The following is a 13986-nucleotide window of genomic DNA, read 5'->3' as shown; positions in this document are numbered from 1 at the left end:
TGAAAAAGGCGGATCCCGTCGAAAGCGGGATCCGCCGGTTCACGGCAGGCAGGACGGTTCGACGTGCCAGATGCCCTCCGCGTATTCGCGGATGGAACGATCGGAGCTGAACACGCCGCTCCGGGCGATGTTGACGATCGCCGACCGGAACCACCGCCGCGGGTCCTTGTAGGCCTCGTTCGCCCGTTCGTGGGCGTCGCAGTAGGCCCGGAAATCCTTCAGGATCAGATACGTGTCGTCGTAGAGGAGCCGGTCGCGGATCTCGCGGAACTCGTCGGGGGCGACGTTTTGGAAGAAGCCGTTCACGAGCCGGTCGAGGGTCAGCCGGAGCTCGGGGTCGGATTCGTAATGGTCCATCGGGCGGTAGTTGCGCTCGCGCGCGATCCGCGTCACGTCCTCGGATCGGAGGCCGAAGACGAAGATGTGGTCGTCGCCGACCAGTTCGTGGATCTCGACGTTGGCCCCGTCCTCGGTGCCGATGGTGAGGGCGCCGTTCATCATGAACTTCATGTTCCCGGTGCCGGAGGCCTCCTTCGAGGCGGTCGAGATCTGCTCGGAGAGGTCCGCCGCCGGCATGATCTTCTCGGCGTAGCTGACGTTGTAGTTTTCCACGAAGACGACCTTGAGGAGCGCGTTCGTGTCGGGATCGGCGTTCACCTTGTCGCCGATCGTGTTGATCAGCTTGATGACCTTCTTGGCAAAGAAGTAGGCGCCGGCGGCCTTCGCGCCGAAGACGAAGGTATGCGGCACGTATCCGGCCTTGAAGGCGGGATCGGTCTTGAGCTTCTCGTAGACCGCCATGATGTGAAGCGCGTTCAGCAGCTGGCGCTTGTACTCGTGGAGGCGCTTCACCTGAATGTCGAAGAGCGAGTCGGGATCGACCTCGACGCCGTGCTCGGAACGGATCCGGGCGGCGAGGGCGGCCTTCTTGGCGCGCTTCATCTCCGCGATCGAGGCCTGGACCGCGCCGTCGTCGGCGAAGCGTTCGAAGTCGGAAAGCTTCGCGGGATCCTTCCGCCAGCCGACGCCGATCGCGCCGTCGAGGATTGCGGTCAGTTCCGGGTTGGAGTGGATCAGCCAGCGGCGGTGGGTGATGCCGTTGGTCACGTTCTTGAACTTCTCCGGCATGAGCCGGTAGAAGTCGTTCATCTCGATGTTCTTCAGGATGTCGGTGTGGAGCTTCGCGACGCCGTTCACCGAACGGCAGGCGACGAGGCAGAGGTTCGCCATCCGGACCTGGCCGCCGGCGATGATCGCCATCCGGTTGACCTTCTCGATCTGGTCGTAGGTGTAGCGTTCGAGGAGATCGTTGGTGAAGCGGCGGTTGATCTCCTCGATCAGCTGGAAGATTCTGGGCAGGACCGGCTGGAGGAGATAGGTCGGCCATTTCTCGAGCGCCTCGGACATGATCGTGTGGTTCGTATAGGCGGTCGATGCGGTCACGATCCGCCAGGCGTCTTCCCACTCCATGCCCTCCTCGTCGACGAGGATGCGCATCAGTTCCGGGATGATCAGCGTCGGGTGCGTGTCGTTGATGTGGAAGACGGCCTTCTCGGCGAGGTTGCGGACGGTGCCGAAGCGCGCCTTGTGGCGGCGCACGACGCCCTTCACGCCGGCCGAGGTGAAGAAGTACTGCTGCATCAGCCGGAGCCGCTTGCCGTCCTCGGTGGTGTCGTCGGGATAGAGGAAGCCGGAGAGCTTCTGGAGTTCGAACTCGTACTCGAACGCCGAACGCCCCTTCGGATATTTGCGCGACGCCTCGGCGTTCCAGAGCCGCAGGTGGTTGACGACGCCGTTGTCGGCGCCGACGATCGGGACGTCGTAGGGCACGGCGCGCACGTACATCCCGGGCCGGTAGACGAACTTCCCGTCGACCCATTCGACGTTGCCGCCGAAGGCGACGTCCTCGGACTCCTCCTCCTTGCGGACCTCCCAGACGTACCCGTCGGAGAGCCAGTTGTCGGGACGCTCCTCCTGGTATCCGTTCTTGATCGCCTGGCGGAAGAGACCGTAGCGGTAGCGGATGCAGTGGCCGAAGCCGGGGATCCCGAGCGAGGCCATCGAATCGAGGTAGCAGGCCGCGAGGCGGCCGAGACCGCCGTTTCCGAGACCGGGGTCGGATTCGAACTCCTCGAGTTCGTTCAGGTCGAGGCCGAGGCCATCGAAGGCCTGTTCGGCGACGTCGCGGACGCCCATGTTGATCAGGTTGTTGGTGATCAGGCGGCCCATCAGGAACTCCATCGAGAAATAGTAGACTTCCTTGGCGCCGCGCTCCTCGAGGCGGCGGGACGTGGCGATCCAGTCGTCGGCGATCGCTTCGCGGACGAGGGTCCCGAGGATGTTGAAGCGCTGGCGCACGCTCGAAGAAGCGACGTCGGTCAGATAGGTCGCGCGGAGCCGTTCGACGAACGTCGCCGCGAAGACGGCGGGAGATTGGAAATGGGGTTGTTTCATGGTTGACACCTCACTACGGAGCATTATACCATCGCACGCGCACGCAACGCGAGAAGAATCTCAGGTAATCGGTTACAGCATCGTCTTGTACAGCTCGACGTACGCCTTCGCGGACGCCTCGAGCGGGAACCGCGAGGCCATCGCGTTCTGGACGAGGCGGTCCCAGTCCTCGCGCCGGTCGCGGAACAGGTGGAAGGCGTTCTGGAACTGGTAGACGAGGTCGCGGGCGTCGTAGTTGTAGAACTTGAAGCCGTTCCCGCGCCGGGCGACGGCGTCGAAGGTCTCGACCGTGTCGTTGAGTCCGCCGGTCTGGCGGACGATCGGCACGGTGCCGTAGCGAAGCGCGATCATCTGGCCGGTGCCGCACGGCTCGAAGCGCGAGGGCATCAGGAACGCGTCCGCGCCGGCGTAGATCGCGTTCGGATTGGCGGAATCGTAGCCGATGTTGAGGCGGATCCGTCCGGGGTAGCGCTCCGCGATCGCCTTCAGGGCGTCGACGTAGCGGTCTTCGCCGGTGCCGAGCAGGACGAACTCGACGGCCGGGTCGGCCATCATCTCGGGCAACGCCGCGATCAGGATGTCGAAACCCTTCTGTTCGGCGATGCGGGTGACCATCGCCGCGACGAAGCGGTCTTCGCCCTCGAGGAGTCCCATCGCCTTCTGCAGGTGTTCCTTGCAGGCGCGTTTCCCCGCGGATGCCGTGGAGGCGTCGTAGCGTTTCCGGATCGTGAGGTCGTTTTCGGGTCCGACGTCGGGGTCGAGGCCGTTCAGGATCCCGTAGAAGTCGCGGTCGCGGCGGAGGAAGGCCTCGATCAGGTTCTTCGCGTAGTATTCGTAATGGAGCTCGTCGCGGTACGTCGGCGAGACCGTCGTGATCCGGCCGGCGTTGTAGAGCGCCGACTCGAGGAAGTTGACGTAGGCCGAGGTGATCTGGTAGTCGGGGATGCCGAGTTTCGTGATCACCGACGACGGCGAGACCCCCTGGTATTCGACGTTGTGGACGGTGAGGACCGTCTTCAGGTCGCGATAGCGCGGGTCGCGCTTGAGCAAAAGCGGCACAAGACCCGGATGCCAGTCGTGCACGTGCACGACGTCGGGCTGTTCGTCGAGCGCCGAGAGGTAGCCGACGGCCGCCTTCGCGAAGAAGGCGAAGCGGTCGCCGTCGTCCTCGTAGCCGTAGAGCGCCGGCCGGTCGAAGAAGTCGTAGGACTCGACGAAGAGGAAGACGGCGCCGTTGTCGGTCACGCGGAAGAGCGAGGTCTTGTACCGCGTCCCGCCGTACTCGACGATCTGGTCGCAGACGTTCTCGAGGAAGAGGTGGTACTTCTCCTTGATCCTCGGATACAGCGGCATCATCACGGACGAGCGCACGCCGAGCGCGGGATAGCGCACGGCGAGCGCGCCGACGACGTCGGCAAGGCCGCCCGTCTTGACGTACGGAACGCATTCGGCGGCGACCTGCAGGACGGTGAGGTCGACGTCCCTCGCGACGACCTGCTTCTTCTCGGTGAGGAAGAGGTCGTCGGCGGTGCCCTCGATCACGGCACCGGCGAGGACCACGGTCTCCTTGTCGAGGATCGCGCCCTTGACGACGGCGTCCTCGCCGATGTCGCACTGGTTCATCACGACCGAATCGACGACGACGGCGCCCCTGCGGACCACGGCCTTGCGGCCGATGAGCGAATTGATGACGGTGCCGTCGATCACGGCGCCGGAGGCGACGATCGCCCCCTTGATGTCGGCGTGCTCGCCGTAGCGTGAGGGGGAGGACATCGTCTCCTTCGAGTAGACGGGGCGGTTCGGGTTGAAGAGCTGGCTCTTGACGTCGAGTTCGAGGAGCGCCATGTCGGCGCGGTAGAGGTCCTTCGGGCTCTCGATCAGGAAGCAGGCGGATTCGAACACGTAGGTGTTGCGGACCAGCTCGGGGGCGTAGTCGAAGACCTCGTTCATGTTGCGGAAGTTGATCCCGTCGTAGTCGAGGACGTAGGACAGGAGCGTCTTGCGGGCGATGATGAAGGTGTTCAGGCGCTTGCCGTCCTGGTCGCGGACCTCGGTGACGTCCGCGTGCTTCATCAGATGGTCGTGGAGGACGACGTTCAGGTCGATGTTCCAGACGATGTTGGCCGAGGTGACGACGACGTACTCCTGGGTGCTCCGGAGGAAGTACTCCTGGTGCTCGTACATCCTCTGGAAGCTGATCGCGTCCTCGTAGGTGAGGTTCATGTTCTTCGGCTGGAGGATGAAGATGCCGTCCTTGCGGCGTGACAGGTCCCAGCGTTCGCCGGAACCGATGTGGTCGGCGAGCGAACGGTAGTTGCCGTAGGGGAAGATGGCGACGTTCTTGATCCCGGAGTTCTTGCAGTTGGAGAGGGTGAAGTCGACGAGGCGGTATTTCGCTCCGAACGGAAGCGCCCCCGGCATGCGGTGGCGCGTGAGCTGGGCGAAACTGCCCTTGGCGGTCGCGTCGACGACCATGAAGAGGTCATTCATCGGACCGACCTCCCAGCGACGTGAGGTTGGCGGTGTCGAGGACGACCGTTTCGGCTGCCTCGAGGCGGTAGTTCTCCGGCACGATCACGCCGGCGTTGACGATGACGTTCCTGAGGGTGGCGTTCTCGGAGACGAAGACGTCCGGAAGCAGGACGCAGTCCTCGACGTGGGCGTTCTTCATCACCACGGAGCGGTAGGCGACCGTCGAATGGACGACCGTGCCGTCGATCGTGGACCCGTCGGCGATCACCGACGACCGCACCGATCCGGACGGGAGCACGACGTGCGGCGGAAGGTTGAGCGACCGCGAGTAGACCGGCAGGTTCTTCGAGGAGTTGAGGCCGAGGAACTCAGGATCGTCGAGCATGTCCATGTTCGCTCGGTAGAGCGATTCGACCGTGCCGACGTCGCGCCAGTAGCCGCCGAAGCGGTAACAGGACACTTCCTCGCCGGAGCGGATCGCATGGGGGATGACGTTTTTCCCGAAGTCGACGAGTTCGTCCTGAGGACCGCCCGCGAGCAGGCGTTCGAGGTCGCGCGTGTTGAAGAGGTAGACGCCCATCGAGGCGAGGTTCGACTTCGGCCGTACGGGCTTCTCCTCGAAGCCGACGACGCGGTCGAAGGCGTCGGTCTCGATGATGCCGTAGCGCGACGGATCCTCCCAGTCGACCTCGATGCCGGCGATCGTGATGACGGCGCGGCGGCTCACGTGGTGCGCGAGCATCTTCTGATAGTCCATCTTGTAGATGTGGTCGCCGGAGAGGATCAGGACGTAGTCGGCGGCGAATTCGCGGACGAAGCTGAAGTACTGGCGGACGGCATGTGCCGTCCCCTTCTGCCACATCACGTTCTCGGCGGAGGAGTACGGGGTGAGGAAGCGGACGCCGCCGTCGATGTTGTCGAGGTCCCAGGAGGCCCCGGACCCGATGTAGTTCATCAGCTCGTACGGTTCGTACTGGGTGACGATCCCGACGACGTCGACGTTCGAATTGGCGAGGTTGGAGAGGGTGAAGTCGATCAGACGGTACTTCGCGCCGAAAGACACGGCCGGTTTGGCCGTGTCCTTGGTGATTTCCTTCAGTCGGACGCCCTTTCCGCCGACGAGAATCATGGCGACGATCGTCTTCTTCATCCGTCCGTCCCCCCTAGTCCCGTTCGTCGGCCGCGCTCGCGGAACGCGGGCGGAAACGGAAGATCGTCGCCGACAGCGGCGCGATCTTCATCGTGACCGAATGCTCGCAGGCGTGCATCGGTTCCGGTTCCGACATGAGCGGCAGGCCGTTGTAGACGTTGGAGCCGCCGTAGACGTCCTTGTCGCTGTTCAGGATCTCCTCGTAGACGCCCGCCCGCGGGACGCCGACGCGATAGGCGTCGTAGGCGACCGGGGTCATGTTGAGGACGACGAGGCAGAAGTCGTCCTTGTCGGACGAATAGCGGACATAGGAGAAGATCGACTGGTCGCGGTTCGCCGAATCGATCCAGCGGAAGCCCTCGGGGGAGGCGTCGAGTTCGTAGAGCGCCTTGTGGCTGCGGTAGACCGAAAGCAGGTCGCGGCAGTACCTTCCCGCGCGCTCGTGGAGCGGATACTGGAGGAGGAACCAGTCGAGTTCCTCCTTGTCCTTCCACTCGTGCATCTGCGCGAACTCCCCGCCCATGAACAGGAGCTTCTTCCCGGGATGGGTGAACTGCAGGCCGAGGAGGGTGCGGTAGTTGGCGAATTTCTGCCAGTAGTCGCCCGGCATCTTGTTCACGAGCGACCGCTTGCCGTGGACCACCTCGTCGTGCGACAGCGGCAGCACGAAGCGTTCCGAGAAGGCGTAGACGAGCCCGAAGGTGATCAGGTCGTGGTGGTACCTGCGGTAGACCGGATCCTTTTCGAAATACCGGAGGGTGTCGTTCATCCACCCCATGTTCCACTTGTAGTCGAAGCCGACGCCGCCCTCGGCGACGGACCGGGTCATGTTCGGATAGGTCGTCGAATCCTCGGCGATGAGCAGGACCGAGGAGTCCTCCTGCTTCACCGCGACGGAGAGGTTCTGGAGGAACTCGATCGCCGGACGGTTCTCGCCGACGGCGGAATTGCCGAGGTAGTAGACGATGTTGGACACGGCGTCGATGCGGAACCCGTCGGCGTGGAAGCGGCGGATCCAGAAGAGCGCGTTGGAGATCAAAAAACTCCTCGTCGCGCCCTTCCCGAGGTCGAGGTTGACCGTCCCCCAGACGACGTTCTCGCGGATCTTGTAGTCGGCGTACTCGTAGGTCGGCTCGCCGTCGAACATGTATAGGCCGTGGGCGTCCTTGCAGATGTGCCCGGGAACCCAGTCGAGGATCACGCCGATGTTGTGCTCGTGGCACTTGTCGATCAGGTACATCAGGTCCTTCGGAACGCCGTAGCGCGAGGTGGCGGCGTAGAATCCGGTCCCCTGGTAGCCCCAGGATTCGTCGAGCGGATGTTCCACCAGGGGCATCAGTTCGACGTGCGTGAACCCGTTCGCCTTGACGTACGGGATCAGGTAGTCGACGAGCTCGTTGTACTTGTGGTACGACTTGTCCGGCTTCGTCATCCAGGTGCCGAGATGGACCTCATAGATCGCCATCCCGTCGTTTTCGTGGCGACGCGCGCGGCGCTTCTCGAGATAGGTCGAGTCGTGCCAGACGTAGCCGTCGAGGTCGTAGACCTTCGAGGCGGTCTCCGGCCGCAGGTCGGCGAAATAGGCGTAGGGATCGGCCTTGAAGATCGTCTGCCCGTAGCTCGTGACGATGCAGTACTTGTACTTCGTCCACTCGCCGATGCCGGGGACGAACAGGCTCCAGATTCCCGTCGGATCCGTCTTCTCGAGGACGTGGGTGCGGGAATCCCAGTCGTTGAACTCGCCGACGGCCGAGACGATCCGGGCGTGCGGGGCGTAGACGGTGAACTCGACGCCGGTCGTCGCACCCGCCTCGTCGCGGACGATGTGGGCGCCGAAATGGCGGTCTGCCTCGCGCAGCTTGCCTTCGTGGAACAGGAACAGGTCGAAATCGGACATCTTAGGATTCATCGTCTTCCTCCTTGTCGATGACGCGTCGGATCGTATCGTAGCGGTAGCCCTTGTTCATGAGCGCCTGGATCAGCTTCGCCCGGAGGGCATGGCCGTCGATTCCCTTCGCCGAGAGCCGCTTCCTCGCCTTGACGAGGTCGGTCGCGGCCTTCTTCTCTTCGTCTTCCCCGGCGGGAAAGTCGGCCAGACGGCCGTCGACGTAGGCGATCGCGACGGACGGGTCGTACCCCCGCTGGAGGAGGTGGGTCTTCATCGCCCGGACCGCCTTGGCGCGGGGCCGGGAGGAAAGCTGCGGAAGCCGCCGGTCGAACAGGCAGGCGAGGTTGCGGGCGACGGCCTTCGAGTCCAGCCCGGACACGGCCTCCTCGACGTAGTCGCGGAAGACGCCCTTGCGCTCGAGGTCGAAGCGCAGTTTCACCGGGCCGTCGCGCCGCGTGCCGAAATGGTAGTCGACGTAGGCGAGCGCGTAGGCGAGGTCGTCGACGTACCCCTTCGCGAGCAGTTTCGCGTAGACCCGGTCGGCGAGCGTCGGATCCTCGGTCCGGGCCGCGAGGAAGGCGCGGATCTCGCGTGAAGTACGCGGCGCCCGCGCGATCGACCGGAGCGCGGCGCCGTAGAGGCCGTCGGCGTCGGCGTCAGAAAGGAGCCGGCGGTAGTCGGCCTCCTCGAGGGTCCGGCCGGGAAGCAGGCGGTATTCGACGACGAGGTCTTCGGAAAGCCGAAACGGGGCGACGACGCCGTCGTCCCCCGCGATGGCGACCTCGTAGTCGCCCCTAGCGTTTCTGGAGAAGCTCTTGACCGTCCTCATGGCGCACGACCGCCTCTTCCCTGCTCGACCATTCGCCGTGGATCTCCGAGGCCGGAGTCACGTAGACGAATGCTTTCGGATCGGTGTTGACGATGATGTTGCGGACGATGTGGTACTCGTCGTTCAGGATGACGATGACGAGCATCGTCTTCCTGTTCTCGGTGTATCCGCCCTGGCTCTGGATCTCGGTCATGCCGCGGCGGAGGATCTTGTAGATCTCCGTCTTGATCTCCCTGGGGTGGTCGGTGATGATGTTGACTGCCTTCTTCGACTGCGATCCGATCACGATCGAGTCGGAGACCTTGCCGGAGATGAAGACGACGACGATCGCGTAGAGCGCCGTCAGGATGCCTTCGTTGAGACCGGTCGGAAAGGTCAGGGCGCCGGCGACGATGATCGACGCCTCGACGACGTAGACCGAAGCGGAGAGCGAAAGCGGGGTGTACCGCTTCACGACCTTGATCGCGATGTCGGTGCCGCCGGTCGATCCGCCGTATTTGCAGACGATCCCGAAGCCGGCGCCGATGAGCATGCCGGCGTAGAGGCTGACGAGCAAAAGGTCGCCTTCGCCGTAGAGCGCGGACGGATCGGGAAAGACGAATTCGAAGAAGGCGAGGAACGCCGGGAACATGAGCGATCCCATGACCGTGTTGAGGAACTCCTTCTTCCCGAGGAAGGCGAGCGCGAGCATCATGAACACGGTGTTGAAAATGAGCGAGAACGCGGACAGCGGAACGTTCGGGAAAAAGCGCGTCATGATGATCGCAATGCCGGTGGCGCCGCCGGTCACGAGGCCGGAGGGCAGCACGAAGAAATAATACGCGACGGCCATCACGAAGATGCCGAGGGTGAGCCAGAAGTACTGTTCGATCTTGCCGATGCGGCGGATCCGGAAAGTGCGTTTCGTGCCGTTGACGTCCATACGTTCCTCTTGTCGTCCCCTCAGGACGCGCTGTTCTGGATCAGGTATGCGTTGATGAACGGATCGAGATCGCCGTCCATGACCTTTTGGACGTTGCCCGTCTCCTCGCCCGTCCGATGATCCTTGACCATCGTGTAGGGGCAGAAGACGTACGAGCGGATCTGCGATCCGAACGCGTTCGAGACGGTGTTCGTCATCAGCCCGGAGAGTTCCTGCTGCTTCTTCTCGAGTTCGAGCTGGTAGAGTTTGCCCTTGAGGACCTTCATCGCGGTCTCGCGGTTCTGGATCTGGCTGCGCTCGTTCTGGCAGGTGACGACGATCCGCGTCGGCAGATGCGTGATGCGGACTGCGGAGTCGGTCGTGTTGACCCCCTGGCCGCCGTTGCCGCTCGAGCGGTAGACGTCGATGCGCAGGTCGCCGTCGGGGATCTGGATGTCGATCGAGTCGTCGAGTTCGGGGACGACCGAGACGGAGGCGAAGCTCGTGTGGCGGCGTCCGGCGGCGTCGAACGGCGAGATCCGGACGAGGCGGTGGACGCCCGATTCGGCCTTGAGGTAGCCGTAGGCGTTCTTGCCGGCGACCTGGATCGTGGCCGACTTCAACCCCGCCTCCTGGCCGTCCTCGTATTCGAGCACGGTCACCTTGAAGCGGCGCGACTCGGCCCAGCGGAGATACATGCGGTAGAGCATCTGCGCCCAGTCCTGCGATTCCGTCCCGCCCGCGCCCGGATGAAACTCGATGATCGCGTTGAACTTGTCGTAGGGCTTGGAGAGGAAGAGGCGGACCGACAGGTCGGCGATCTTCTGGCGGAAGCGCAGGGCGTCGGCTTCGACCTGAGTCAGGTCGATGGTCTCGTCGATGAGGGCGAGTTCGTACGTCATCCGGAGGGTCTCGAGGATGTCCCTGATCTCGTCCCGGAGACCGACGAGAAAGCGGCATTCGTTCAGTTCGGCGATGACCGCCTGGGCCGACTTCTGGTCGTTCCAGAAGCCGTCCGCCTTCGTCTTCGCATCGAGTTCGGCGATCCGGGAGGCATAGCCGTTATGGTCGAACGAATCCGACATCTTCGCGTACTCGTCGTCGAGTTCGGCGAGCAGCACCTTCAGTTCCGGGTAGGTCATGGGAGAACCCTCGTTTCAGACGTCGCGGCCCTGGCCGTGACAGTATTTGTACTTCTTGCCCGAGCCGCAGGGGCACGGATCGTTGCGGCCGACGGTCTTGGTGGTGCGGACCGGCTGCTTCTTGACGTTCTCGTCTTCCTTGCCGGAGAGGGCGCGGATCGGCTTGGCGACCTGAACGCGCTCCGTGTTCATGCGCACCTGCGCCTTCAGGACGAAGCGGGTGACGTCGCGCTGGATGTTCTGAACCATGGTCTCGAACATCTGGAAGCCGCGTTCCTGGTACTCGCGGAACGGATTCATCTGGCCGTAGCTCTGGAGCGTGACCGCCTGGCGCAGTTCGCTCATCGCGTCGATGTGCTGGACCCAGAAGGTGTCGACGACGCGAAGCGTGATCGCCTTCAGGAATTCGTTGTAGGGCTTCTCGCCGGCGACGGCCTTCTTCGAGGCCGTCTCGCGGCGGTAGAGGTCCATCGCGTACTGCTTCGGATCGGTGGCCGGATTGACGAGGATCGCGCGGTCGACGACGTCCTTGGCGCAGTAGCGGTCGAGTTCCTTGAAGAGCTGTTCGCGGTCGTCGCCGTGGCGGGCGATCAGGCCGTCGATCGTCGCTTCGACCATCTGGTCGACGGACGGCTCGATCGATTCGTTGAAGAGCACGTCGGTCCGCTGCCCGTAGATGATCTCGCGCTGGCGGCGCAGGACCTCGTCGTACTGGAGGACGGTCTTGCGGCGGTCGAAGTTGTTGCCCTCGATCTGGTGCTGGGCGCGCAGGACGAGTTTGGAGAACATGCCGTAGTCGAGCGGGGTCTCGACGTCCGAGCCCTTCGTGGTCGTGATCATCCCGATCATCTTCTTGAACCGGTCGCCGCCGAAGCGCTTGAGCAGGTCGTCGTCGGCGGAAAGGTAGAAGCGCGAGTAGCCGGGGTCGCCCTGGCGGCCGCCGCGGCCGCGGAGCTGGTTGTCGATGCGGCGCGACTCGTGCCGCTCGGTGCCGAGGACGGCGAGTCCGCCGAGTTCCTTGACGCCGGGGCCGAGCTTGATGTCGGTGCCGCGGCCGGCCATGTTGGTCGCGATCGTGACCGCGCCCATCTGTCCGGCGTTGAGGACGATTTCGGCTTCGCGTTCGTGCTGTTTGGCGTTCAGGACGCTGTGCTTGATCTGGCGGCGCCGCAGGAGTTCGGAGAGCAGTTCCGAACTTTCGATCGAGATCGTGCCGATGAGCATCGGCTGGCCGAGCTTGTGGCGACGTTCGATCTCGTCGGCGAGGGCGACGTATTTCGCCTTCATCGAGGCGAAGATGAGGTCGTTGTCGTCGACGCGGACGACCGGCCGGTTGGTCGGGATCTCGACGACGAACATGTTGTAGATGTTGCGGAACTCCTCTTCCTCGGTCTTCGCCGTGCCGGTCATGCCGGCGAGCTTCTTGTACATGCGGAAGAAGTTCTGGAAGGTGATCGTGGCGAGCGTCGTGGTCTCCTTCTTGATCTGCACGGCTTCCTTCGCCTCGAGGGCCTGGTGGAGGCCTTCGGAGAACTGGCGGCCGTGCATCAGGCGGCCGGTGAACGGGTCGACGATGATGACGGTGTCGTCCTGAACGACGTAATCGACGTCGCGGGACATCGTGTAGTTCGCCTTCAGGGCGTTGTTGATGTGGTGGAGGAGGACGACGTTGTCGAGGTCGTAGAGGTTCTCGACGCCGAACTGCGCCTCGCCCTTCTTGATGCCGGCATCCGTCAGGCTGACGGTCTTGTCCTTGATGTCGACGGTGTAGTCCTCGGGGGACAGCCGGATCGCGAAGCCGTTGGCGCGCTGGTAGAGCTCGCCCGTGTTCTTCTCGCCGCCGGAAATGATCAGCGGGGTGCGGGCCTCGTCGATCAGGATCGAGTCGACCTCGTCGATGATCGCGAACGACAGCGGTCGCTGCACGATCGCTTCCCGGTAGATCACCATGTGGTCCCGAAGATAGTCGAACCCGAGCTCGTTGTTGGTCGAGTACAGGATGTCGCAGCCGTATGCTTCGCGCTTCTGCTCGGGGGTCAGTTCGCGGACGTTCAGTCCGACGGTGAGGCCGAGGAAGCGGAACAAATCGCCGATCTCGCCGTTGACTTCACGGCCGGCGAGGTACTCGTTCACGGTCACGATGTGCACGCCGGTGCCGCCGAGGGCGTTCAGATAGGCGGGCATGACGGCGGTGAGGGTCTTACCTTCACCGGTCTTCATCTCGGCGATGTTGCCTTCGTGGATCACGACGCCGCCCATCACCTGGACCTTGAAGGGGGTCATCCCGGTGACGCGGGTGGAGGCTTCGCGGACGTTCGCGAAGGCTTCGACGAGGATTGCGTCGAGCGGTTCTCCCGCTTCGACGCGTTTCCTGTAGGAAACGGTATTTTCGCGGATCTGGTCGTCCGTCAGCGCCTTGAAGGAATCGGCGAGGGCGAGGACCCGGTCGGCGATCTTTTCGAGCCGCCGCAGGGTCCGCTTGTTGGTATCTAGGAATGAGAACATGGGGTCACCTCTATTTGACATTTAATATCATACCATAGAATCGTGATGAACGACAACTGAAATTCCCGCTCCGAAAAAAGAGTGACCTTTTTAAGGTCACCCTCGGCTTCATTCGGTTTCGATCAGGCCGTATCCGCCGTCGTCGCGCTTGTACATCACGCAGACCTGGCGATCCTCGTTGCGGTAGATGAAGAAGTCGTGTCCGAGGAGTCCCATCTGGGTCAAGGCCTCGTCGTAGGAGAGGATGTCGAGCTTGATCTGCTTCTTGCGGACCGGACCGATGAGTTCCTTCTCGAGGGCCTCGAGGTCGAGGCCGTCCTCCTTGAAGGCGTCCCTGAGTCCCGCCCGCTCCTGCAGGCTCCGGTTCAGCTTGTGCTTGTTCTTGCGGATCTGGGCTTCCAGCTTGTCGACGGCCAGGTCGATGGCGGCGTACATGTCCTTGTCCTCGACCTCGGCGCGGATGGTGATGAATTTGATGGGAATCGTGATCTCGACCTTGGTGAGGTCGCGGTAGTACTTGCACACGACCACGGCTTCGAGTTCCTCGTTGAACACCTTTTCGATCTTGCGGAGCTTCTTTTCGACGTAACTGCGGATGGCCGGCGTGATTTCCAGGCCGCTCTTGCCTCTGACTTCCAGTTTCAT

Annotated in this window: 9 protein-coding genes; all 9 read right to left on the bottom strand. The window is 63.2% G+C overall.

The features are described 5' to 3' along the window. Positions 1-39 precede the first annotated feature (39 nt). Complete coding sequence (locus WC509_05875) at positions 40-2454, bottom strand: glycogen/starch/alpha-glucan phosphorylase (GenBank protein MFA5006973.1); 2415 nt, start codon at positions 2452-2454, stop codon at positions 40-42. A gap of 72 nt (positions 2455-2526) precedes the next feature. Further along, the gene (locus WC509_05870; GenBank protein MFA5006972.1) at positions 2527-4944 is read right to left on the bottom strand and encodes a glycogen/starch synthase; all 2418 of its coding nucleotides are present in this window, start codon (positions 4942-4944) and stop codon (positions 2527-2529) included. Further along, entirely contained in the window at positions 4937-6076 is a 1140-nt protein-coding gene (locus WC509_05865; protein MFA5006971.1) for a sugar phosphate nucleotidyltransferase, read from the bottom strand. The genes WC509_05870 and WC509_05865 overlap by 8 nt, the downstream gene beginning before the upstream one ends. A gap of 13 nt (positions 6077-6089) precedes the next feature. Then, positions 6090-7985, bottom strand: coding sequence for a 1,4-alpha-glucan branching protein GlgB (glgB, locus tag WC509_05860; protein MFA5006970.1), 1896 nt, complete (start codon positions 7983-7985; stop codon positions 6090-6092). Next, a complete protein-coding gene (locus WC509_05855) occupies positions 7975-8793 on the bottom strand; it encodes a RecX family transcriptional regulator (GenBank protein MFA5006969.1) in 819 nt (272 codons plus the stop codon). The genes glgB and WC509_05855 overlap by 11 nt, the downstream gene beginning before the upstream one ends. Beyond that, a complete protein-coding gene (locus WC509_05850) occupies positions 8759-9715 on the bottom strand; it encodes a YitT family protein (protein MFA5006968.1) in 957 nt (318 codons plus the stop codon). The genes WC509_05855 and WC509_05850 overlap by 35 nt, the downstream gene beginning before the upstream one ends. A gap of 20 nt (positions 9716-9735) precedes the next feature. Further along, complete coding sequence (gene prfB, locus WC509_05845) at positions 9736-10836, bottom strand: peptide chain release factor 2 (protein ID MFA5006967.1); 1101 nt, start codon at positions 10834-10836, stop codon at positions 9736-9738. A gap of 15 nt (positions 10837-10851) precedes the next feature. Further along, on the bottom strand, positions 10852-13341 hold the full coding sequence (gene secA, locus WC509_05840) for a preprotein translocase subunit SecA (protein MFA5006966.1): 2490 nt from the start codon (positions 13339-13341) through the stop codon (positions 10852-10854). Between the two features lie 108 nt (positions 13342-13449). After that, the gene (raiA, locus tag WC509_05835; GenBank protein ID MFA5006965.1) at positions 13450-13986 is read right to left on the bottom strand and encodes a ribosome-associated translation inhibitor RaiA; all 537 of its coding nucleotides are present in this window, start codon (positions 13984-13986) and stop codon (positions 13450-13452) included.

It is taken from the genome of Candidatus Izemoplasmatales bacterium (assembly GCA_041649275.1).
In the GTDB taxonomy this organism is placed as follows: Bacteria; Bacillota_I; Bacilli_A; order Izemoplasmatales; family Hujiaoplasmataceae; genus UBA12489.
Note: the sequence above shows the minus strand (reverse complement) of the source record. Positions and strands in the feature narration are given on the sequence as shown.